This is a genomic window from Kitasatospora sp. NPDC058965, assembly GCF_042741245.1.
Classification (GTDB): domain Bacteria; phylum Actinomycetota; class Actinomycetes; order Streptomycetales; family Streptomycetaceae; genus Kitasatospora.
In genome coordinates, this window is record NZ_JBHYKG010000137.1 from 1 (window position 1) to 21,697 (window position 21,697).

21 protein-coding genes and 1 pseudogene are annotated in these 21,697 nt (G+C 74.4%); 10 read left to right on the top strand and 12 right to left on the bottom strand.

Annotated features, from left to right (window positions below; all coding sequences use genetic code 11):
- Positions 1–27: 27 nt before the first annotated feature.
- From ACFW1A_RS22325 to ACFW1A_RS22335, 3 genes are all read right to left on the bottom strand, one after another.
- Entirely contained in the window at positions 28–1,062 is a 1,035-nt protein-coding gene (locus ACFW1A_RS22325; protein WP_380410891.1) for an endonuclease/exonuclease/phosphatase family protein, read from the bottom strand.
- A gap of 252 nt (positions 1,063–1,314) precedes the next feature.
- Positions 1,315–1,983, bottom strand: a complete 669-nt coding sequence (locus tag ACFW1A_RS22330; RefSeq protein WP_380410892.1) for a TetR/AcrR family transcriptional regulator — start codon at positions 1,981–1,983, stop codon at positions 1,315–1,317.
- Positions 1,984–2,006: 23 nt separating this feature from the next.
- On the bottom strand, positions 2,007–3,617 hold the full coding sequence (locus tag ACFW1A_RS22335) for an MFS transporter (RefSeq protein WP_380410893.1): 1,611 nt from the start codon (positions 3,615–3,617) through the stop codon (positions 2,007–2,009).
- Between the two features lie 284 nt (positions 3,618–3,901).
- Between ACFW1A_RS22335 and panB the strand changes: the two genes are divergently transcribed.
- From panB to ACFW1A_RS22350, 3 genes are all read left to right on the top strand, one after another.
- Positions 3,902–4,780, top strand: coding sequence for a 3-methyl-2-oxobutanoate hydroxymethyltransferase (gene panB / locus ACFW1A_RS22340; protein ID WP_380410894.1), 879 nt, complete (start codon positions 3,902–3,904; stop codon positions 4,778–4,780).
- A 97-nt stretch (positions 4,781–4,877) separates the two neighbouring features.
- Positions 4,878–5,897, top strand: a complete 1,020-nt coding sequence (locus tag ACFW1A_RS22345; protein ID WP_380410895.1) for an ATP-binding cassette domain-containing protein — start codon at positions 4,878–4,880, stop codon at positions 5,895–5,897.
- On the top strand, positions 5,894–6,718 hold the full coding sequence (locus tag ACFW1A_RS22350; RefSeq protein WP_380410896.1) for an ABC transporter permease: 825 nt from the start codon (positions 5,894–5,896) through the stop codon (positions 6,716–6,718). The genes ACFW1A_RS22345 and ACFW1A_RS22350 overlap by 4 nt, the downstream gene beginning before the upstream one ends.
- A gap of 7 nt (positions 6,719–6,725) precedes the next feature.
- On the opposite strand, the gene ACFW1A_RS22355 is transcribed toward ACFW1A_RS22350, so the two are convergent.
- The gene (locus ACFW1A_RS22355) at positions 6,726–10,052 is read right to left on the bottom strand and encodes a BTAD domain-containing putative transcriptional regulator (RefSeq protein WP_380410897.1); all 3,327 of its coding nucleotides are present in this window, start codon (positions 10,050–10,052) and stop codon (positions 6,726–6,728) included.
- 101 nt (positions 10,053–10,153) lie between these two features.
- Between ACFW1A_RS22355 and ACFW1A_RS22360 the strand changes: the two genes are divergently transcribed.
- Positions 10,154–10,963, top strand: coding sequence for a site-2 protease family protein (locus tag ACFW1A_RS22360; protein ID WP_380410898.1), 810 nt, complete (start codon positions 10,154–10,156; stop codon positions 10,961–10,963).
- Positions 10,964–10,985: 22 nt separating this feature from the next.
- On the opposite strand, the gene ACFW1A_RS22365 is transcribed toward ACFW1A_RS22360, so the two are convergent.
- Together ACFW1A_RS22365 and npdG are read right to left on the bottom strand one after the other, a co-directional pair.
- Positions 10,986–11,171 carry a hypothetical protein gene (locus ACFW1A_RS22365; RefSeq protein ID WP_380410899.1) on the bottom strand — a complete coding sequence of 62 codons (186 nt, stop codon included), beginning with the start codon at positions 11,169–11,171 and terminating at the stop codon, positions 10,986–10,988.
- Between the two features lie 87 nt (positions 11,172–11,258).
- Positions 11,259–11,942 (bottom strand): NADPH-dependent F420 reductase, encoded by a 684-nt coding sequence (gene npdG / locus ACFW1A_RS22370; RefSeq protein ID WP_380410900.1) that lies wholly within the window; start codon positions 11,940–11,942, stop codon positions 11,259–11,261.
- 46 nt (positions 11,943–11,988) lie between these two features.
- Between npdG and ACFW1A_RS22375 the strand changes: the two genes are divergently transcribed.
- Together ACFW1A_RS22375 and ACFW1A_RS22380 are read left to right on the top strand one after the other, a co-directional pair.
- On the top strand, positions 11,989–12,567 hold the full coding sequence (locus tag ACFW1A_RS22375) for a hypothetical protein (RefSeq protein WP_380410901.1): 579 nt from the start codon (positions 11,989–11,991) through the stop codon (positions 12,565–12,567).
- A 53-nt stretch (positions 12,568–12,620) separates the two neighbouring features.
- Positions 12,621–13,904, top strand: a complete 1,284-nt coding sequence (locus ACFW1A_RS22380) for an MFS transporter (RefSeq protein WP_380410902.1) — start codon at positions 12,621–12,623, stop codon at positions 13,902–13,904.
- Between the two features lie 7 nt (positions 13,905–13,911).
- Here the strand turns inward: ACFW1A_RS22380 and ACFW1A_RS22385 are convergent, their stop codons facing one another.
- Complete coding sequence (locus ACFW1A_RS22385) at positions 13,912–14,139, bottom strand: hypothetical protein (protein WP_380410903.1); 228 nt, start codon at positions 14,137–14,139, stop codon at positions 13,912–13,914.
- Between the two features lie 91 nt (positions 14,140–14,230).
- On the opposite strand from ACFW1A_RS22385, the gene map reads away from it, so the two are divergent.
- Positions 14,231–15,079, top strand: a complete 849-nt coding sequence (gene map, locus ACFW1A_RS22390; protein WP_380410904.1) for a type I methionyl aminopeptidase — start codon at positions 14,231–14,233, stop codon at positions 15,077–15,079.
- Positions 15,080–15,092: 13 nt separating this feature from the next.
- Here the strand turns inward: map and ACFW1A_RS22395 are convergent, their stop codons facing one another.
- Complete coding sequence (locus ACFW1A_RS22395) at positions 15,093–15,797, bottom strand: bifunctional DNA primase/polymerase (protein ID WP_380410905.1); 705 nt, start codon at positions 15,795–15,797, stop codon at positions 15,093–15,095.
- 296 nt (positions 15,798–16,093) lie between these two features.
- On the opposite strand from ACFW1A_RS22395, the gene ACFW1A_RS22400 reads away from it, so the two are divergent.
- Positions 16,094–16,324 carry a hypothetical protein gene (locus ACFW1A_RS22400; RefSeq protein WP_380410906.1) on the top strand — a complete coding sequence of 77 codons (231 nt, stop codon included), beginning with the start codon at positions 16,094–16,096 and terminating at the stop codon, positions 16,322–16,324.
- A gap of 4 nt (positions 16,325–16,328) precedes the next feature.
- On the opposite strand, the gene ACFW1A_RS22405 is transcribed toward ACFW1A_RS22400, so the two are convergent.
- Positions 16,329–16,982, bottom strand: coding sequence for a PadR family transcriptional regulator (locus ACFW1A_RS22405; protein WP_380410907.1), 654 nt, complete (start codon positions 16,980–16,982; stop codon positions 16,329–16,331).
- A gap of 186 nt (positions 16,983–17,168) precedes the next feature.
- On the opposite strand from ACFW1A_RS22405, the gene ACFW1A_RS22410 reads away from it, so the two are divergent.
- The gene (locus ACFW1A_RS22410; protein ID WP_380410908.1) at positions 17,169–18,146 is read left to right on the top strand and encodes a transglycosylase SLT domain-containing protein; all 978 of its coding nucleotides are present in this window, start codon (positions 17,169–17,171) and stop codon (positions 18,144–18,146) included.
- 7 nt (positions 18,147–18,153) lie between these two features.
- On the opposite strand, the gene ACFW1A_RS22415 is transcribed toward ACFW1A_RS22410, so the two are convergent.
- On the bottom strand, positions 18,154–19,623 hold the full coding sequence (locus ACFW1A_RS22415) for a DUF2079 domain-containing protein (RefSeq protein WP_380410909.1): 1,470 nt from the start codon (positions 19,621–19,623) through the stop codon (positions 18,154–18,156).
- A 126-nt stretch (positions 19,624–19,749) separates the two neighbouring features.
- Here ACFW1A_RS22415 and hemC point away from each other — a divergent pair, with 126 nt between their 5' ends.
- Entirely contained in the window at positions 19,750–20,682 is a 933-nt protein-coding gene (gene hemC / locus ACFW1A_RS22420; RefSeq protein ID WP_380410910.1) for a hydroxymethylbilane synthase, read from the top strand.
- Between the two features lie 16 nt (positions 20,683–20,698).
- On the opposite strand, the gene ACFW1A_RS22425 is transcribed toward hemC, so the two are convergent.
- Both ACFW1A_RS22425 and ACFW1A_RS22430 read right to left on the bottom strand, forming a co-directional pair.
- Positions 20,699–20,866, bottom strand: coding sequence for a hypothetical protein (locus tag ACFW1A_RS22425; RefSeq protein WP_380410911.1), 168 nt, complete (start codon positions 20,864–20,866; stop codon positions 20,699–20,701).
- A gap of 77 nt (positions 20,867–20,943) precedes the next feature.
- Positions 20,944–21,697: pseudogene (locus ACFW1A_RS22430) on the bottom strand (hypothetical protein); the annotation flags it as partial.

Sequence of the window (21,697 nt, forward strand, 5' to 3'; positions counted from 1 at the left end):
GGTGATGGGCCGTCGGGTGCCGGACTGTCAGCGGTGGTACTGGTAGGCGGCGGCGATCGCGCGGTGGTCGCTGCCGTCGGCCGGCAGCACCCAGGAGTCGGTGGGCTTCATCCCCCGGCTCATGATCTGGTCGATCCGCGCCATCGGCAGGCCGGCCGGCCAGGAGAAGCCGAAGCCCGAACCGGCCGAGCCCTGGGCCGAGCGCAGCTGGGCGGTGACCGGGGCCAGGCTGCGGTCGTTCATGGTGCCGTTCAGGTCGCCGAGCAGCAGCACCTGCGGCAGCGGCTCGGCGGCGATCGCCTCGCCCAGGGCCGCCGCGCTGGCGTCCCGCCGCCCGGCGGTGAAGCCGTCGTCGAACTGGACCCGGACCGAGGGCAGGTGGGCGACGTAGACCGCCAGCGGGCCCTGCGGGGTGGCCACCCGGGTGCGGAAGGCCCGGGTCCAGCCGATCTTGATGTCCACCACCCGGGTGTCGCCGATCGGGTACGCCGACCACAGGCCGACCGTGCCCTCCACCACGTGGTACGGGTACTTGGCGGCCAGCCCCGCGGTGTAGGCCGGCAGGGTGGCGGCGGTCACCTCCTCCAGCGCGACCAGTTGGGCCCCGGAGCCGTTCAGCAGCCGCACCGTGCCGGGCACGTCGGAGTTGTCGGCGGCCACGTTGTGGTTGAGCACGGTGAAGTCGCCCCGGCCGCCGCCCTTGTCGGTGAGCAGGCCGCCGAAGAGCGCGGACCAGAGGACGGTCGGCACCAGCAGCGCGACCAGCGCGGTGGCCGAGCGGCGCAGCAGCGCCGGTACCAGCAGCACCGGCACGCCCAGGCCCAGCCAGGGCAGGAAGGTCTCCAGCAGGCTGCCGAAGTTGCCGAAGGAGTTGGGCAGCGTGCGGTGGCAGCCGAGCAGCAGGGCCAGCAGCAGGGCCGAGGCCGCGAGCACCAGGCCGCGCCGCCAGGTGGTGCTGCCCCGGCGGTCCCGGCCCCAGGTCCAGCGTCCCGGTCCGGCCGGCTCGCCGGCCGGGGGCGGCACGGCACCGGCCGGCGCCGTTGCCTCGTCGGCCTGCGTCATTCGGGGGTCCCCCTGCTGCTCGCGGTCACGGTCACCACCGGCGGACTGCCCCGGCCCGGCCTTTTGGCCCGACTTGGTGGGATTGTCCGCTCAGCCTATGTCGGGACAGACGCACGCGGGACACCGGAAGGTTGCACGGCGCAGCAAACGAGCGGCGCAGCAAGCGACCGGCACAGCAAACGACCGGCACAGCGGTCGAGCAGCACAGCGGTCGACCGGTACGGCCGTCGTGCAGCACGGCCGTCGCGCGGCTCAGCCGTCGCGCGGTCCGACCGCCGCGGCGCCCGGGCCGCGCAGCCCGTCCAGCAGGGTGTCGACGATCCGGGCGGGCAGCTCGGGATCGTCCAGCGGGGAGTCGTCGTAGATCACCGAGCGCAGCAGCATCGGGCCGACCAGCATCTCGGAGAAGAGCACCGGGTCGACGTCCGAGCGGAACTCGCCGCTGGCCATCCCGCGCCGGACCACCTCCCACAGCTGCCGGCGCCGCTCGTGGATCACCCGGTCGTAGTAGACCTCCTTGAGCGCGGGCAGCTGGTGCAGCTGCTCCAGCGCCACCTTGAGCACCCAGCGGGAGCGTTTGGCCAGCCCGCGCCGGCGCATGTAGTCGATGATCTGGATCACGTCGTCGCGCGCGCTTGTGCCGGGCAGCTGCGGCTGCGGCTCCTCCAGCCGGGCGATCACGTCGACCAGCAGCGCCTCCTTGTTGGGCCAGCGCCGGTAGATGGTGGCCTTGCCGACCCCGGCCGCCTGGGCGATGCCCTCGATCGTCAGGTCCTCGACTCCGCCGACGTGGGTCTCGTGCCGCTCCTCCGAGTCGCAGTGGGCCTTCTCGGCGGCGTCGTAGCGGGGCCCCCCCGGCGGGGCGGCCGCGCACAGCGGCGTCCCGGCGGGGCTCAGGGTCGGAGTCTGCTCGGCTGCCATGGACCCATTCTCCTTCGCCGCGGTCAGGCCTTGGTCGAGGGGACCGGCTCGACCGCGTCGGCCGGTGCGGCGGCGGGCGCCGCGGCCGGGGCCGCGACCTTGCCGGGCAGGCAGAACCAGGCCAGCAGCACGCCCGCCACGGTGATCACCGCGGACAGCCCGGCGACCACGTGCATCGCGTGGATGAAGGAGTCGTACGCGGGCTGCACCAGCGCCTGGCCGCGCGGGCCGGCCTGCTGGGCCACGCCCAGGGTGGCCTCCAGCGACTCGCCGGCCTTGTCCCGCACCCCGGCGGGCAGCGTGGCGAGCTTGTCGGAGATGCCGTCCCGGTAGACGGTGGAGAGCACCGCGCCGAGCACCGCGACCCCGAGCGAGCCGCCGACCTGGCGGAAGGTGTTGTTGATCGCCGAGCCGGCGCCGGCCTTCTCGCGCGGCAGCGAACCCATGATCGCCACGGTCACCGGCGGCATCACGTGCGCCATGCCGGCACCCATGACGAAGCCGATCACCTCCAGCACCCAGATCGGGGTGGTCTGGCCGAGCAGCAGGTAGCCGCCGAAGGCGAGCGCGATCAGCAGCATGCCGCCGGCACAGGTCGCCCGCACCCCGAGCTTGTCGACCACCAGCCGGGCCCGCGGCGCGAAGGCCATCTGGGCCACCGCCAGCGGCAGCATCAGCGCGCCCGAGGCCAGCGCGGAGTAGCCGCGCACGCCCTGGGTGTAGAAGACGCCGAAGAACGAGACGCCCATCAGCGCGAAGAAGACCACGCCGATCACCGCGACCGAGGCGGAGAAGGTCCGGTTGCGGAACCAGCTGACGTCCAGCGCCGGGTGGCTGACCCGCCGCTCGTAGAGCACGAAGACGGTGAGCGCGACCAGGCCGACGAGCACCGGCACCCAGGCCTGGGCCTCGGTGAAGTCGGCGAGCTCGCCGCCCTTGATGATGCCGTAGATCAGCGCCACCAGGCCGACGATCGACAGCAGCACGCCGACCGGGTCCAGCCTGCCGGGGTTGGGGTCCCTGGAGTCCGGGACCAGCAGGAACATCGCGACCAGGGCCACGGCCACGATCGGCACGTTGATCAGGAAGACCGAGCCCCACCAGAAGTGCTCGATCAGCAGGCCGCCGGTGATCGGGCCGATCGCGATCGCCAGGCCCACCGCGCCGGCCCAGATGCCGATCGCCTTGGGCTGCTCCTTGCGCTCGAAGACGTTCATGATGATCGCCAGCGTGGCCGGCATCACGAACGCGCCGCCCAGGCCCATCACGGCCCGGTAGCCGATCAGCTGGCCGGGGCTGGTGGCCAGGGCGGAGAGCAGCGAGCCCAGCCCGAACACCAGCATGCCGACCAGCAGGGCCTTCTTGCGGCCGAACCGGTCGCCCAGCAGGCCCGAGGTGAACAGCAGTCCGGCGAAGACCAGGGTGTAGGAGTTGATCGCCCATTCGAGGTCGCTCTGGGTGGCGCCCAGGCCGACCGGGGCCGGGGTCGCGATGGTCTTCATCGCGACGTTGAGGATCGAGTTGTCCAGGACGACCACCAGCAGCGCCAGGATCAGCGTGCCGAGGATCACCCAGCGGCGGCGGTGGATTGCTTCCGGCACGCGCGGTGCGCTGCCGGGTGTCGCGGTGGTCATGCGTCTGTTCCCGTCCGTACGGAGAGGTGCTGCGGGCTGACGGGAGCTGCTCCGAGACGCCAGCGTCTCGAAATCCCCCGGTGCAGACTCTACTCCGTTTTTCGATACGAGACGTACCCGTATCGCAAACTCTCGGCAAAGCCCCGGACTGTCACAGGTCGGCGGCTCCCCGCGCGCGGCGGTGCCCCGCATCTTTGCGCGGGCGGCGGGCCGTGCAAGCATGGACGCAGATCCGGGGACGCCGCACGGCGCCACGAGACCACAACCCATCAGGAGCCTGTTCGATGAACGCTTCTCAGTCTTCGCCTGCCCCCACGGCCGTCAAGCCGGCCGAGGGGCACTCCCTGTACGGCGGGGTCACCAACCGCCGGGTGACCGTCCGCGACCTGGCCGCCGCCAAGCAGCGCGGGGAGCGGTGGGCGATGCTCACCGCCTACGACGCCCTGACCGCCAACGTCTTCGACGAGGCCGGCATCCCGGTCCTGCTGGTCGGCGACTCGGCCGGCAACTGCCACCTCGGCTACACCACCACCGTCCCGGTCACCATGGACGAGATGGTGATGCTCTCGGCCGCCGTGGTGCGCGGCACCGAGCGCGCCCTGGTGATCGGCGACATGCCGTTCGGCTCCTACCAGGAGTCCCCCGCGCAGGCCCTGCGCAACGCCGCCCGGCTGATGAAGGAGGCCGGGGTGCAGGCGGTGAAGCTGGAGGGCGGCGAGCGCAGCGCGCGCACCATCGAGCTGCTGGTCGAGGCCGGCGTCCCGGTGATGGCGCACATCGGCCTCACCCCGCAGTCGGTGCACGCGCTGGGCGGCTACCCGGTGCAGGGCCGCGGCGACGAGGCGGCGCACAAGCTGCAGCGCGACGCCAAGGCGGTGCAGCAGGCCGGCGCCTTCGCGGTGGTGCTGGAGGCGGTGCCGGCCGAGCTGGCCGGGCACGTCACCGAGAGCCTGGCGATCCCGACCGTCGGCATCGGCGCCGGGGTGGGCTGCGACGCCCAGGTCCTGGTCTGGACCGACATGGCCGGGATGACCGCGGGCCGGGTGCCCAAGTTCGTCAAGCAGTACGCCGACCTGCGCTCGGTGCTCGGCCGGGCCGCCCGCGAGTACGCCGACGAGGTGCGCGGCGGCACCTTCCCGGCGCCGGAGCACACCTTCAAGTAGGCCCGTGACAGCGGGCTGACAGCCGCGTGACAGTGGACCGGTGGCGCCGCCGGTCCACTGTCGGCGCGGTGACGGTGGCGGCCGACACAGTGGACGCATGACCACACAGACCGCCATCGCCCCGCAGCGCGCGGGGCAGCCGGGTGCCGCCCCGACCGACCGGGTGAACGCCGTGGAGGCCCGCGGCATCGTCAAGCACTTCGGCGAGACCCGGGCCCTGGACGGGGTGGACCTGACGGTCCGCCAGGGCACCGTGCTCGGTGTGCTCGGCCCGAACGGGGCCGGCAAGACCACCCTGATCCGGATCCTCTCCACCCTGATCACGCCGGACGCCGGCACCGCCGTCGTCGGCGGCTACGACGTGCTGCGCCAGCCCAAGCAGCTGCGCCGCACCATCGGCCTGACCGGCCAGTACGCCTCGGTCGACGAGCTGCTCTCCGGCGCCGAGAACCTCTACCTGATCGGCCGGCTGCTGGACCTGTCCGCCAAGCAGGCCAAGGCCCGCGCCGCCGAGCTGCTGGAGCGCTTCTCGCTCACCGAGGCGGCCGGCCGCCCGGCCAAGACCTACTCCGGCGGCATGCGCCGCCGGCTCGACCTGGCCGCGAGCATGATCGGCCGACCCCGGGTGCTCTACCTGGACGAGCCCACCACCGGCCTGGACCCGCGCACCCGCAACGAGGTCTGGGCCGAGGTGCAGCGGATGGTCGCCGAGGGCGCCACCGTGCTGCTCACCACCCAGTACATGGAGGAGGCCGAGCAGTTGGCCTCCGACCTGACCGTGATCGACCGCGGCCGGGTGATCGCCAACGGCACGGTGGCCGACCTGAAGGCCCAGGTGGGCGGCCGGACGCTGCGGGTGCGCCCCGGCGACCCGGCCGAACTGCCCGCGATGGTCCGGGCCCTGGCCGAGAGCGGGCTCCCCGGCGGGTACGCCGACCCGGACGGCCAGCTGGCCGTCCCGCTCACCGACGAGGCGCAGCTGACCGCCGTGATCGGCGTGCTCGGCACCCGCGGCTTCGCGGTGGCCGCCATCGACACCGCCGTGCCCAGCCTGGACGAGGTCTTCCTCGCCCTCACCGGCCAGCAGTCCGCCAGCACCGAGGAGACCGCGCGATGACCACCGCCACCCTGACCGCCGCGCCCGCCCCGGTGTCGGCCGCCGCCGACACCCCGACCCGGCTGCGCGACCACCTGCGCCACATCGGCGCGCTGACCCGGCGCAACATCATGCGGATCAAGGCCGATCCGGAATCGATGTTCGACGCCGTCCTGATGCCGATCATCTTCACGCTGCTCTTCGTCTACGTCTTCGGCGGCGCCGTCTCCGGCAGCCAGCAGGCCTACAAGCAGTGGCTGATCCCCGGCCTGCTCGGCACCACCGGGATGAACCTGGCGATGGCGGTCGGCACCGGGCTCAACACCGACCTGCAGACCGGGGTGATGGACCGGTTCCGCACCCTGCCGATCGGCCGCTCCTCGGTGCTGATCGGCAAGATGCTGGCCGAGGCCTGCCGCGGCCTGGTCTCCTACACGGTGCTGGTCGGCTTCGCGCTGCTGCTGGGCATGGACTTCAAGACCGGTCCGCTCGGCGTGCTGGCCGCCGTCGGCCTGTCGCTGCTGTTCGGCATGGCGCTGGTCTGGGTCTCGATGCTGCTCGGGCTGGTGCTCAAGAGCGCCCAGGCGGTCCAGGGGCTGGGCATGCTGGTGCTGATGCCGCTGCAGTTCGGCAGCTCGATCTTCGCGCCGACCGCCACCATGCCCGGCTGGCTGCAGGCGTTCACCAAGTACAACCCGCTCTCCAACCTGGCCGACGCCTGCCGCAACCTGATCAACGGCGGGCCCCTGACCCACTCGGTCACCATGGTGCTGGTCTGGTCGGTGGCGATCACCGCGGTCACCGCGCCGCTCGCGGTCAGCCGCTTCCGCAAGGCGACCTGAGGCCGCCTCAGAGCTCCGCGAGCATGGTGCCCAGCAGGGCCGCGACCCCGGACCACGGCAGGTCGCGGCCCTCCGCGTACAGCTGCTCGGCCTCCTCGGGGGAGCACATCCGCAGCATCGTCGCCTCCCGGCTGCGGCGGGCCGCCGACTCCAGGAAGCTGCCCTGGATCCCGGTCCGGCCGGCGTGCAGCCCGACCAGCAGTCCGGACCAGCGCATCAGCCGCCGGTCGTCGTCCTGCTCGGCCTTGGCCAGCAGGGTGGCGGCCATCACCGGCAGGATCAGCAGCGTGACGTGCTCGGTGAAGGCCGAGGCCGCCTCCGGCACCGAGGCCAGCTGCCGCAGCCCCTCCCGCAGCACCTCGATCCCCTCGTCCACCCGGCCCGCCCGGGCCAGCACGGCCGACTCGACCGAGCCCACCAGCGCGTCGGTCAGGCCGGGCGCGCTGAGCGCGAAGTGCTCCCTGGCCCGCTTCAGCTCGGCCACCTCGGCCAGCGCCGCGCGGTGGTCGTCGCGGTAGGAGTACAGCCCGGCCAGCAGCGAGTGGCCGAAGATCCGGGCGCCCTCGTTGGCCTGGGCGCCGGAGACCGCCATCGCCAGACCCTCCCGGATCAGCCGCTCCCCCTCCGCCAGGTCCTCGTCCATCACCGCCTCGCCCAGGCGCAGGGTGAGGATCGGCACCTCCTGCGGCGCGCCGAGCCGGCCGGCCAGCTCGATCGCCCGGCGGTAGGCGGCGGCCGCGGCGGGGTTGTCCCCGGCGAAGCCGGCCGTCTCGGCCTGGGCGGCCAGCGTCTCGGTCAGCCCCCAGCTGTCGCCGAGCCGGGAGTAGATCTCCAGCGCCTCGGCGCCGTCCTTGCGGGCCTGCTCCAAGCCGCCGAACCGGTCGTTGGAGATCTTGGCGCGCAGCTGCAGCGCCCAGGCCAGCTCGCTCCCGCGACCGTGGCGGCGGCAGCCGGCCACCGCGTCGTCCAGGATCAGCAGCATGTCGTCGGTCCGGCCGGCCATGAAGCAGGCGAACATCCGCAGCATCGGCACGTGCGTGTAGCTCTGCGGCAGGCCGGCGTGGTAGGCCTCGATGATCCGCGGGGCCCGGGCGACCAGCGCCGGGTCGGCGATCGCGGCCAGGTCGCCCTCGAACCGGGTCATCAGGTGCAGGATCCAGGCGTGCCGCCGGGCCTCCTGCAGCACCGGGTCCGGCCAGGGCAGCGGGTGGTCCAGCACGTCCCGCTCGACCGGCACCGGGGCCGGCGCCCCGGGGCCGAACGGGTCCGCGCCGAGCGCGCAGACCCGGTCCGCCCAGTCGCGCGCCTCGACCCGGAAGTCGCGCAGCATCCAGAACCAGGACATGCCCAGCAGCAGCGCGAGCGCCTCCTGCTCGGCGCCCGCGGCCACGGCGTGCCGCAGCGCCGCCCGCACGTTGTCCTGCTCGCCCTCCAGCAGCGCGATCAGCTGCAGCTGGCGGGTGCTGTGCACGTGCTGGGCGGCGTCCTGGACCAGCTCCCGGAAGAGCACCAGGTGCCGCAGCGCGGTGTCCTCCCCGCCCGCCTCGGCCAGCCGCTCGGCGGCGTACTCGTGGATCGTCTCCAGCATCCAGTAGCGCGGCCCCGCGGCCTGGGTCAGCCCGGCCACCACCAGCGACTTGTCGACCAGCGAGAAGAGCAGCTCGGCCACCTGGTCGGCGCGCACCAGCTCGCCGTCCGCGCAGACCCGTTCGGCGTGCTCCAGGGTCCAGCCGCCGGCGAACACCGCCAGCCGGCGCAGCACCGCCCGCTCCCGCTCGTCCAGCAGCTCCCAGCTCCAGTCGACCACCGCGCGCAGCGTCTGCTGACGGGGCAGCAGCACCCGGCTGCCGCCGGTGAGCAGCGCGAACCGGCTGTCCAGCCGGTCGGCCAGCTGACGGGGCGCCATCGAGCGCAGCCGGGCCGCGGCCAGCTCGATGGCCAGCGGCAGGCCGTCCAGCCGGCGGCAGATCTCGGCGCAGGCGTCCCGGTCCTCGTCCGGGTGGAAGCCGGGCCGGGCGGCGGCGCCGCGCTCGGCCAGCAGCCGCAGCGCGGTCGGGTCCGGCAGCGGCTCGACCGGCAGCACCGCCTCGCCCGGCACGCCCAGCGGCTCCCGGCTGGTGGCCAGCACCGACAGGCCCGGGCACTCGGCGAGCAACCGGTCGGCCAGTTCGGCGGCGGCCTGGATCAGGTGCTCGCAGTTGTCGAGCAGCAGCAGCATGGTGGCCTGGCCGCAGTGCTCGACGATCCGGCGCACCGGGTCCACCGGGGTGTCGGCCACCGTCTTGTGCAGCTGGGTGGTGCGCAGGCCGAGCGCGCCGAGCAGCGCGCCCGGCACCGCCTCCGGGTCCTCCAGCGGGGCCAGCTCGACCTGCCAGACGCCGTCCGGCCAGGCGCCGCCCCGCTGGGCGAGCCGGCCGGCCTCCACCGAGAGCCGGGTCTTGCCGGAGCCGCCCGGACCGGTCAGCGTGACCAGCCGGGCCGCGCCGATCAGCTCGCCGAGCGCGGCCAGGTCCTGCTCGCGGCCGACGAAGCTGGTCAGCCCGGCCCGCAGGTTGCCCACCGGGCCGCGCGGCGCCGCGGCGGCGGCCGGCGGCGGGGCCGGGGCGACCGGGGCCTCGTCCTGCTGGGTGAGCAGCTGCTGGTGCAGCGCGCGCAGCTCGGCGCCCGGGTCGGCGCCCAGCTGCTCGGCCAGGGCCTGCCGCAGCTGCTCGTACCGCTCCAGCGCCTCGGCGGTGCGCCCGCACGCGCGCAGCGCGCGCAGCCGGAGCAGGTGCAGCGGCTCGTCCAGCGGGTGGTCGGCGCACAGCTCGGCCAGCTCGGCCAGCACCTCGCCGGCCCGGCCCAGCGCCAGCTCGGCGGCGATCCGGGCGCGCCGCGCCTCGGCCCGCTGCGCCTCCAGCCGCACCGCGCGGCCGGACCGTTCGGGCAGGTCGGCCAGGGCCGGGCCGCGCCACAGCGCCAGCGCGGCGGTCAACTCCTGGGCGGCCAGCTGCGGTTCGCCGGCGGCCAGGGCCCGGGTGCCGGCGGCGGTCAGCTCCTGGAACCGGGTCAGGTCGCTGGCCGGGTCGGTCAGCCAGTAGCCGCCCGGCCCGAAGCCGACCTGCTCGCGGCCCACGGTGCGGCGCAGCCGGCCGACCAGGGTCTGCAGCGCCGCGGCCGCGTCCTGCGGCGGCTCGTCCTCCCAGACCTCGGCGACCAGCGCCTCGGCCGGGACCGGGGCACCCTGGCGCAGCACCAGGGCGGTCAGCAGGGCGCGCAGCCGGGCGCCGCCGAGCGGGACCGGGGTGCCGTCGTCGTGGGTCGCGGTGGTGGTGCCGAGGATGCCGTAGTGCACCGGACCATTCTGGGCCAGCCGGGGCCGACCGGGTTACCGTCTACTGTCCGCAGTGGGACTGGACGCTTAGACCTGTGCAAGCAGGCATCCGAGGAGTGGGAATGAGCTTCGCCGACGCCAGGCGGTCCGACCGCGAGCACCGCCGGGTCAGCCCGGTCTTCTGGGTGCTGCTCGCCACCCTGGGCACCTCCGGGTGGGCCGTCTGGTCCGGCTACGGCTCGGCCGGCTTCGGGGTGTTCCTGTTCGTGGTGGCGGGCTGGATGGTCTCGCTCTGCCTGCACGAGTACGGGCACGCCCGCACCGCGCTGCACGGCGGGGACATCACGGTGGGCGCCAAGGGCTACCTGACGCTCAATCCGTTCAAGTACACCAACGCCGTCTACAGCTTCGTGCTGCCGGTGGTCTTCGTGCTGCTGGGCGGGATCGGCCTGCCGGGCGGGGCGGTCTTCATCGAGCGGCACCGGATCCAGGGCCGGCTCAAGCACAGCCTGATCTCCGCGGCCGGTCCGCTGGTCAACCTGGCGTTCGCCGTGCTGGTGCTGGTGCCGGTCGGCCAGGGCTGGCTGGACTCGGCGCCCGGCACCGCCCAGATCGGCAGCATGGAGGTGCGCACCCTGCCGGCCGCGCTGGCCTTCCTGGGCATGCTGCAGCTGTCCGCGACCGTGCTCAACCTGCTGCCGGTCCCGGGCCTGGACGGCTACGGGATCATCGAGCCCTGGCTGTCGCCGAAGGCCCGGCTCGCGGTGCGCCCGTTCGCGCCCTACGGCATGCTCGCCGTCTTCGCGCTGCTCTGGCAGCCGGAGGTGAACCGCCGGTTCTTCGACCTGGTCTACGGGATCATGGGCCTGTTCGGGGTGGACGGCCTGGCCAGTGACGTGGGCCACTACCTGTTCCAGTTCTGGAAGAACTGACCGGCCCGGCCGGCCGGGCCGGTCAGCCCTGCTCGGCGGCGGCCTGCCGCAGCTTCTCCCGGCGCAGGTAGAACCAGGCGATGTTGCTGGAGACGCCGGCCAGCAGCACCCAGATCACCCCGAGCCAGTTGCCCTCCACGAAGGAGACCACGGCGGCGGCCACCGCGAGGACGAAGACGATCGAGGCGTACAGGGCGTTGCGGGGCATGGCGGCCGGCTCCAGGTGTCGGGACTGTCGACGTCCATTGTCGCCGCTGCGGACGGCCACCCCGCACGGGGGTGGCCGACGCCCGGCTCACACGTCGGTGATCCGCAGGCCCGCGTGCGCCTTGTACCGGCGGTTGACCGAGATCAGGTTGGCCACCAGCGCCTCCACCTGGTGCGCGTTGCGCAGCCGCCCGGCGTAGACGCCGCGCATCCCGGGGATCTTCGCCGCCAGCGCCTGCACCAGGTCGGTGGCCGCCCGCTGGTCGCCCAGCACCAGCACGTCGGTGTCGATCGACTCCAGCTCGCGGTCCTGCAGCAGCACCGCCGACAGGTGGTGGAAGGCGGCGGTCACCCGGGACTCGGGCAGCAGCGCGGCGGCCTGCTCGGCGGCGCTGCCCTCGGCCGGCTTCAGCGCGTAGGCGCCCTGCTTGTCGAAGCCCAGCGGGTTGACGCAGTCCACCACGATCTTGCCGGCCAGTTCGGTCCGCAGCGCGGTCAGCGTCTCGGCGTGCCCGTCCCAGGGCACCGCGACGATCACGATGTCGCTGAGCCGGGCGCACTCGGCGTTGTCCGCGCCGCGCACGCCGTGCCCGAGCTCGGTGGCCGCCGCCGCGGCCCGCTCGGCGGTGCGGGAGCCGAGGATCACCTGCTGGCCGGCCTTGGCCAGCCGGTACGCCAGGCCGCGGCCCTGGTCGCCGGTGCCGCCGAGCACGCCGACCACCATGCTGTCCAGGTCGGCGGCGGGCGGGGTCGCTGATTCGAGGGAAGTCATGCCGGAGATCCTGCCAAAACCGGCGCCCGGCCTCCATCCTGACCCGGTGGACGCGACGAGTGTGGGCGCACTGCGCCAGGCCCTGGCCGGCTCCCCGCTGCTGGAGGCCACCCGCGGCTTCGCCGGTGCGCTGCGCACGGCCGTGACCGGGCGGACCGCGCGCGGCCTGCTGCTGGTCGGCTCGGCCGGGTACGAGCCCTGGCACCTGGCCGCCCACCTGGACGAGGAGGCGGCCCGGTCCGGGGTGCCGCAGCTGGCGCCGGAGCTGGTCCGCCACCGGCCGGCCGCGCCCGGAGCCCCCGCCCACCTGCGCCAGGGCCTGGACCGGCTGACCGCGGCCCGGCGCGGCCAGACCGTGCTGGTGGTGACCCCGGACCCGGCCGGCGCCCCGCTGCTGGAGCGGGTGGCGGACGCCCGGCGCGGCGGGGCCACGGTGCTGGCGCTGGCCGCCGGCGACCGGGAGCTGGCCGACCTTGCGCACGAACGGCTGACCGTGGACCGGGCGGTGGACGACGGTTTCGACCTGGTGCAGCACCTGGTCTCCACCGCCGCCGGGGAGCCGCCGCGCTCGCTGCTGGCCCGGCTGGCCCGGCAGTTCGGCGGGGAGCCGGCCCAGCGCTGGTGACCGGTTTATTCGGTTGCCCCGGTCAGGGCGGGCGCGCAGGCTGGGCTCCCGTGATGGACTCCCTGCGCAAGCTGCGCCCCGACCTGACCCCGTGGCGCAGCTCGCGGGACTTCCGGCTGCTCTGGAGCTCGGGCTCGATCAGCAGCTTCGGCAGCCTGATCACCTACGTCGCGGTGCCGCTGCAGATCAAGCAGCTGACCGGCTCCTACTTCGCGGTCGGCGCGATCGGCCTGGTCGAACTGGTGCCGCTGATCGTCTTCGGCCTCTGGGGCGGCGCGCTGGCCGACGCGGTGGACCGCCGCAAGCTGGTGCTCGGCACCGAGGCGGGCCTGGGCCTGTTGACCGGCCTGCTGCTGCTGAACGCGCTGCTGCCGCACCCGCTGCTCTGGCCCGTCTACCTGGCCACCGCGCTGGTCGCGGCGCTGGACGGACTGCAGCGCCCGGCCCTGGACACGCTCATTCCGCGGGTGGTGGCGCACGACCAGCTGACCGCCGCCTTCGCCCTGGTCTCCGTCTACCGCAGCTTCAACATGGTGGCCGGCCCGGCGCTGGCCGGTGTGCTGGTCTCCTACGCGGGTCCGGCCCCCGCCTTCGCGGTCGACCTGGCCAGCTACGCCTGTTCGCTGGTGCTGCTGTTCCGGATGCGCGAGGTGCCACCGCCGACCGGCGCCGAGAAGCCCAGCCTGGCCGGGATCGTGGCCGGCGTGCGGTACGCCCGCAGCCGGCCGGAGCTGCTGGGCACCTACCTGGTGGACATCGCGGCGATGTTCTTCGCCTTCCCGAACGCGATCTTCCCGTTCCTGGCGGACCGGCTGCACGCGCACTGGGCGCTCGGGCTGCTGTACGGCGCCTCCGCGATCGGCTCGCTGCTGGTCTCGGCCACCGCCGGCTGGGCCTCGCAGGTCCACCGGCACGGACGGATGGTGGTGCTGGCCGCGCTCCTCTGGGGCGCGGCGATGACCGGGGCCGGCCTCTCGACGAGCATCTGGCCGGTGCTGCTCTGCCTGGCCGTGGCCGGCGGCGCCGACCAGGTCAGCGGGATGGGCCGGTCGACCATGTGGAACCAGTCCATCCCGGACGAACTGCGCGGTCGGCTGGCCGGGGTGGAGCTGCTCAGCTACTCGGTCGGCCCGCAGCTGGGCCAGCTGCGGGCGGGCTCGATGGCCGGCGCGGTCGGCGTGCGCGGCTCGGTCTGGCTGGGCGGGGTGGCCTGCCTGGTGAGCGTGGCGGGGCTGGCGGCGGCGCTGCCGCGGCTGCTCTCCTACGACGCGCGCACCGATCCGCACGCGGTGGCGGTGCGGGCGGCGCGCGAGGCGGAGCAGCGGCTGGCCGCCTGACGGCGGCTCAGCTCTGGTCCTGGGCCGGGTCGTCGTCGTTCCAGTTGGGGTCGGTGCGCCACTCGCGGTTGCGCTCGGCGGCGGTGGCCAGCGCGCGCTCGGCCTCCGCCCGGCTCGGGTAGGGGCCGAGCCGGTCCTTGGCCGCGCACTCCGGGCCCTCCTCGACCGCGTGGTGCTTGAGGCAGAAGTACCACTCCCCCGGCTTGCCGGTGGGCTGGTGGCGGAACAGCGGCATGGCTCTCTCCTTCGCTCCCTGGCTGGATCATGCCCGCCGGCAGCCTCGCACACACGGTCGCGGCGCGGGTACGAAGGATAGACTCGCCGCCATGGCCATCCTCGTTCCCGGCACCCAGTCCCCCACCCGCAAGGTCCCGGCGCACATCGCCCGCCCGGAGTACGTGGGCAAGCCCGGCCCGGCCCCGTACACCGGGCCCGAGGTGCAGGACGCCGAGACGATCGAGAAGATGCGGATCGCCGGCCGGATCGCCGCGCAGGCGATGGCGGCGGCCGCCGAGCTGATCGCCCCCGGGGTGACGACCGATCAGCTGGACGCGGTGGCCCACGCCTACATGTGCGACCACGGCGCCTACCCGTCGGACCTGGGCTACCGGGGCTTCCCCAAGTCGATCTGCACCTCGATCAACGAGGTGATCTGCCACGGCATCCCGGACTCGACCGTGCTGAACGACGGCGACATCGTGAACATCGACGCCACCGCCTACATCCACGGCGTGCACGGCGACCTGAACGCGACCTACCTGGTGGGCGAGGTGGCGCAGGAGTCGCGGCTGCTGGTGGAGCGCACCCGCGAGGCGCTGGACCGGGCCATCAAGGCCGTCCGGCCGGGCCGCCAGATCAACGTGATCGGCCGGGTGATCGAGTCCTACGCCAAGCGCTTCGACTACGGCGTGGTGCGGGACTTCACCGGGCACGGGATCAACACGTCGTTCCACTCCGGCCTGATCGTCCCGCACTACGACAGCGACCGGGCCACCCAGGTGATCCGGCCGGGGATGACCTTCACCATCGAGCCGATGCTGACCCTGGGCACCTACGACTACGAGATCTGGCCGGACGGCTGGACCGTGGTGACCAAGGACCGCAAGCGGACCGCGCAGTTCGAGCACACCCTGCTGGTCACCGCGGACGGCGCGGAGATCCTCACCCTGCCGTAGCGCGCGGCGCGGTTCAGCCGATCAGCCACTGCTCCTCGGCGACCGCGCCGACCTCGGTGCAGGCGTCGGTGAGCACGTCCAGCACCCGCAGCGGGTCCGGCAGCGCCTGCTCGGGCCCGCGCAGCCAGCGCACCTCGGAGCCGTCGGCCAGTCGGGCCGGCGGCACCAGCGTGTAGGAGCCGCGGCAGTGCCAGCGCATGCCGGGGTGCTCGGACAGCGTCTCCGGGTCGGTGTCGAGCGCGCTGGACCAGAACTCGTCCTCGTCCTCCGGGGTGCCGCGGGTCGCGGTGAAGAAGAGGTAGCGGTCCTCGCCGACCGCGGCGACCGGGCCGGGCACGCCCAACTCGTCCAGCCGCTCCAGCGCCAGTCGGCCGGCCTCGGCCGGCACGTCCAGCACGTCGTGCGCGCGGCCGGTGGCGGTGACGAAGTTGGCCTGCGGGTCCCGGGCCAGCCAGCGGGTCAGCTGCTCGGTGTCGGTGGTCGCCTGGGACTGCCAGGCGAAGGAGAGCGGGTGCTGGGCCGGGGCCGGGCAGCCGACCCGGTCGCAGGAGCAGCGGTAGCCGGCCGGGTGGGCGGCCGGGGCCAGCGGGAACCCGGCCGTCGCCACGGCGAGCAGCTGTTCCAGGCGGGCCGCCGGGTTGGCCGGACCGCCGGTGTCGAACCCGGAGCCCTGCCGATCGCGCCGCAACCACGCCGTCCATCTGCCGCCGGCTACCATCGGGCCCCTTCCCGCACGGCTGTGACTGGTGTGCCACAGCGTTCGACGCAACTCCCGCAGCAACACCGGACGCGGTCCGCGGCTTCCCGGGAGCGCCCGGCCGTGCTCCGGGCGGCCGGCACCGGGGTCACCGGGGCGGCCGACGCCCGGTCCGCGGCGCGCTCGCAGGGGCCGCTGGCGGGCCGTGCAGGGCCCGGGGCGTACAGAGCAGGATAAGGGAGCTTTTCAAGGTCGCGGACCGCGGGGTGCGAAGCTGGTCCCGTACGGCGGGACACCTGGGCGAGAAGGCGGGCAGCATGCGCAGCGCGGACACCGAGTTCCACGGCGGGCCGTTGGACGGACGGGTGCTGCCGGTGCTGCTGACCCCGTTCAACAACGTGCCCAAGTACTACCGGGTACCGGTGCCCGCGCACGCGGACGAACCGGCCCGGACGCTGGTGTACGTCCGGGCCAAGGAGTTCGACGCCAAGGGCCGCTCGCGCTGGCGCTACGAGTACCGGCCGGAGTCGGACCCCGCGGCGCGCTGAGGGCTCAGCCCTCGGCGTCCGCCAGGATCAGGTAGAGCTTCTTGCGGGCCTCGACCAGGACCGCCAGGCCCTTGTCGCGCTGTTCGGCGGTGCCGGTGGTCATCACCTGGTGGACCGCCTGCCCCAGCGAGGCCATGGTCTGGCCGACCTCGTGGACGGCCTCCCAGTCGACCCCGCTGCCGGCCGCCAGCCAGGGCTCGGCGGAGCCGGCCTCGGCCTCGGCGCGACCGGCCTCGGTGAGCGTGAACAGCCGCTTGCCGCCGGTCTCCTGGGCCTCGATCAGGCCCTCCTCCTCCAGCAGTTGGAGGGTCGGGTAGACCGAGCCCGGGCTCGGGCGCCAGGTGCCCGAGGTCCGCTCGCCGATCTCGGTGATCATCTCGTAGCCGTGCATCGGGCGGTCCTTCAGCAGCGCCAGCAGCGAGGCCCGCACGTCACCCCGGCGGGCCCGGCCGCCACCGCGGTGGCCGCGCCCGCGGCCGCCCCGGAACGGGCCGCCGCCGAAGCCGAACGGACCCCCGCCCGGACCGCCGAACGGCCCGCCGGGCGGCACCGGCGGACCGAAGGCCGGCCGGTTCTCCACGTACTCGCCCGGCAGGTCGCCGAGCCGGGGGCCACGACGACGGCCGCGGCCACGGTGCGATGAGTTCTCCATGCGCATGATGCGCACCCCCTTCGGGTTGTCGTCGAAGGGCAATCACGACAGTTTCGCGATCGTCCTTCGTACTGTCTCGATGGCTCGACGATATATCGGTAACTGTCGCTCGTCAACACTCCCCCGCGCCCGCCGGGCGAACGGGCGCTCGATAGGCTGGCCGCTCTTGTCGGCGCGGAGGTGGGGGGAAGCATGGGGTTCAGCAGGCGGCAGCAGGCGGTGGCGGGGCTCGCGGCGGTGGCGGCGCTCGGCATCGGGGGCGCGTACGCGCTGACCGGCGGGGGCGGCGGCAGCCAGACGGTCACGGTGGCGGACGCGCCGAGCCCGGCGGCCACCGACCCGGGCGGCTCGCCGACCGCGGCGGACCCGGCCCCCACCAGCGCCTCCCCCTCGGCCGCGCCGTCGGCCACGGCCACGGCCTCGGCGAGTGCGTCGGCCTCGCGCAGCGCGAGCGCCCGGCCGTCGACCGCCGCCCCCTCCGCCAAGGCGCAGGCGGCCTCGGCCGCCCCGGCGCCCACCGCCAAGCCGGGCCCGGTCGCCCCGCCGCCGCCCCCGGCCACCCCGCACACCCCGCCGCTGCAGAGCAGCTGCAAGCCCAGCTACACCGGCACCAACGCGGCGACCGCCGACGTGGCGACCGCGCTCGCCACGGCCGCCGGCAAGTCCCGCACCCTCTACCTGAGCAGCGGCGGCACCGACAAGCTGCCCCCGCTGCCGGTCAACCTGGTCCGGGCCGTCGCCTGGCAGGAGAGCGGCTGGAAGTCGGCGATCCTGGCCTGCGACGGCGGGATCGGCACCATGCAGATCATGCCGGGCACGGTCAGCTGGATGAACGGCAAGTTCGCCACCAAGAACGACGTGCAGACGCTGGCCGGCAACACCGACCTGGGCGCCGAGCTGCTGGACGAGCTGGTCGCCTACTACGGCGACTCCGACTTCGGCGGCAGCTACGACCTCTCGCCCGACCCGGTCACCGGAAAGACCCCGCTGCTGGACCTGGTGATCGCCGCCTACAACGCGGGCGCCGGCAACGTGCACTACACCAGCACCACCGACCCGGTCACCGGGGTCACCACCGGCACCTCGGTGATCCCCAACCCGAGCTACGTGGCCAACGTCAAGGCGCTGATGGGCAGCTGCCCCTGCACCGTCACGGCCGGCACCTCCTGATCCGGCGTCAGGTCCGGCGCAGCACCGTCACCTGGTCGCGCTGGAACACCACCACGTAGTGGGCGCCGGGGTGCAGGGCGGCCCCGTAGGCGGGCAGGTCGGTCGGCCCGCCGTCCCAGCCGGCCGTGTCCACGCAGAGGTAGTCCGGGGCGACCTGCTTGCTGCCGCCCAGCCAGTAGGCGTCGTCCCGGGCCGCCAGCTGCGCCAGCGGGCCCATCGAGGCCTCCACCCGGACGTTCGGCGGCACCGCCGCGATCGCCGCGCGCAGCACCGCCGCGTGCGGACCGGGCGTCCAGGCCGCCGGGTCGCCCAGCCCGCCCAGCCCCACCGGCAGGCTCACCAGGCAGGCCGCCGCGATGCCCGCACTGGCCGGCACCATGCCCTCGGCGAAGCCCCGCAGCCCCGGGAACCGCTCGCTGCGCCGCAGCCGGTCCACCGCGTCCACCAGGGCCAGGAACAGGATCGGCATCAGGGTCGCGTTGTAGTGCCAGTCCGGACCCCAGAACATCGAGTTGGCCGAGCTGAACCGCCAGGCCAGGGTGGGCAGCGCGAGCAGCAGCAACGGCGAGCGCAGCGCCAGGAAGCCGACGATGCCCAGCAGCCAGCCGGTGGTCTTCCACACCGTCAGCCGGGTGAACGGGACCACCAGCAGCTGCCAGAGCTGCGGGTGCTGCCCGCCCGGCAGCTTGGACCAGTAGTCGTACTGGTGCTGCGGGTTGAAGTGCGGGATCAGCGCCCCCATGGTCAGCGCGGTGAACCCGACGCCGAACAGCACCAGCACCGCGCCGGTCGACCGGCGCCGCCCGACCAGCACCAGCAGCACCCCGACCACGGCCACCGTCAGCCCCAGGTCCTCCTTCACCAGCACCAGCGGCAGCGCCCACCAGGCGGCCCGGTCCCAGCGCCGCAGCAGGAGCTGGCGGCCGACCAGGGCCAGCAGCGGGACCGCGAAGGCGATCTCGTGGAACTCCGCGTCCACCGCGCGCTGCAGCCCCCAGGAGAGCCCGTAGGCGGTGCCGACCAGCACGCCGCGGTGGGCGGAGCCCAGCACCCGCGCCGCGGTGTCCGAGACCACCCCGACCGACCAGGCGAACAGCGCCGCCTGCGCCACCAGCAGGGTGGCGGCCGAGGGCGCGATCCACCAGGCCGGCACCAGCACCGCCAGGATCGGTGACCAGTGGTCGCCCAGCGCGTTGAAGCCCGGCCCCTTGATCGACAGCACCGGAGCGCCGAAGTGCGCGTACCCCTTCACCGCCTCGGTGAAGATGCCGAGGTCCCAGGAGGGCGAGCCGAACCGCTCGTAGCGCAGCAGCGCGAGCAGGCTGAAGGCACCCAGGAAGCAGACGGCCAGCGCCAGGTGCGGCAGCGCGTCGCCGAACCGGCCGGCGGTGACCTTGGACCTGGCCCAACTCGGCACCCGCTGGGCCGGGATCGCGCTCTCGTGCACGTCGGCGGTGCTGCCTCTAGCCTCAGCCATGGTGCCTTCCGCCTCCAGGGGCCACGGGTGTGCGAAGGGTGCAGGCTATCGCGCACCCCAGCCCCGGCGGCAGGGGACCCGACCGGTGGTGCTCGGCCGCCCCGCGGACGGCTTATCGTGGTCACCATGTCACCGACCGTGCTGCGCATCGTCTCCCGCTCCTCCCCGATGGCGCTCGCCCAGGTCGCCCGGGTCCAGGCCGAACTGGCCGCCGTCCGCCCCGACCTGGCCACCACCGTGGTCCCGGTCAGCACCGCGGGCGACCGCTGGCCGGGCGCGCTCTCGGCACTCGGCGGCAAGGGCGCCTTCACCAAGGAGGTGGACGCGGCGCTGCTGGCCGGCGAGGCGGACCTGGCGGTGCACTGCGTCAAGGACGTCCCCGCCGACCGGCCGCTGCCGGCCGGCACCGTCTTCGCCGCCTTCCTGCGCCGCGACGACGTGCGCGACGCGGTGGTCCACCCCGGCGGCCTGACCCTCGATCAGCTGCCGCCCGGCAGCCGGATCGGCACCTCCTCGGTGCGCCGGATCGCCCAGCTGGCGGTGACCCACCCGGAGCTGGTCTGCGTGCCGATCCGCGGCAACGCCAACAGCCGGCTGGCCAAGCTGGCGGCCGGCGAGGTGGACGCACTGCTGCTGGCGGTCTCCGGCCTGGAGCGGATCGGCGAGCAGGACCGGATCAGCGAGATCCTCTCGGTCGAGGCGATGTGCCCGCCGATCGGCGCCGGCGTGCTGGCCCTGCAGTGCCGCGAGGACGACGCCGCCACCATCGCCGCGGTGACCCCGCTGGGCGACCCCGACGCCTGGCGCGAGACCACCGCCGAGCGGATGTTCCTGCACGTCCTCCAGGGCCACTGCAACAGCCCGATCGCCGGCTTCGCCCGGGCCGAGCGGGACGGCCGCCTGTCGCTGCGCGGCCGGGTCTTCTCGCCCGACGGCAAGACCGTGCTCGACGCCCACGAGTGGGCCGGCCCGCTCGACCCCGCCACCCTGGGCACCTCGGTGGCCGTCGCGCTGCTGCGCCAGGGCGCCCGCGAGGTGATCGACGCCATCCCGCACTGAGCCCCGCCGCCCGCCGCTACTCCCCCTCGCGCAGGCGCTCCTGGGCCGCCTCAGCCACCGCGGCCTCGTGGCCCGCGAGGTAGACCCGCCGGACGAAGTCGGCGGCCTGGTCCTGGGTCAGGTCGCTGGTGAGCGTCATCAGCTCGTCGGTGAAGCGGATCAGCCAGTGCTGTCGTTGCGCCATGGCCTTCATGACACCCCGTCAGGCGGCGGCCCGCCCCCCGGGCGGGCCGTTCGGGTGGCGGCGGGTCCGACGCTCCGTCAGAGGTGCTGCTGTCCGCGGGCGAGCAGCTGGGTGCGCGCGTAGGCCGCGAGGGTCGGGGCGGCGGCGTTGGCGGCGGCGTCGGGGGTGTTGCCCCCGGGCTTCACCGTGCCCTGCACCGTGTAGTAGTCGTACCGGCCGACCGAGGCGTGGGTGCTGCCGCAGCCGTCGGACACGCAGAACGAGGCCGACCCCGTCGGGACCAGGCCCTGGATCTGCCCCTTGTTGGCGGCGATCGCCGCGTCCGCCTGCGCCTTGCTGTCGGTGACGGCGATGCCGACGGTCACCGCGCTGCTGCCGCTGGTGTAGGTCGCCCGGTAGAGGGCGCGGCAGTTCGAGGCGGCCAGCACGTCGCCGAGGTGGCCGGTGGTGGCCTGCCAGCAGGTGGTGTCGGTCCGGGTGGTCAGCCGGGTCCAGGTCTTGCCGTCGGCGGTCAGCGTGGCGGCGGCGAACAGGGTGGCCGGGTCGAGCGGGGCGGTGTCGGTGGCGGCGGAGGAGATCACGGTCAGCGGGTCGGGCGGGGTCGCCGCGGTGGCGGCCGGCGGCTGCGGCGCGCCGCTGCTCGCCCTGGGCGTCGGCGTGCCCGGCGCGGACGGGGCCGCGGTGCTGGGGAAGGCCCGCGCCGCACCGGAGGCCGAGGCGTCCGCCCCGGCCGGGGCGGACGCGCCGTCGGCGGGGGCCGCGGAGTCGGGGGCGGGCGCCGGGGCGGGGGGCGGGGCGGGGGTGGCGTGGGCCCGCCGGCCGCGGCCGGGG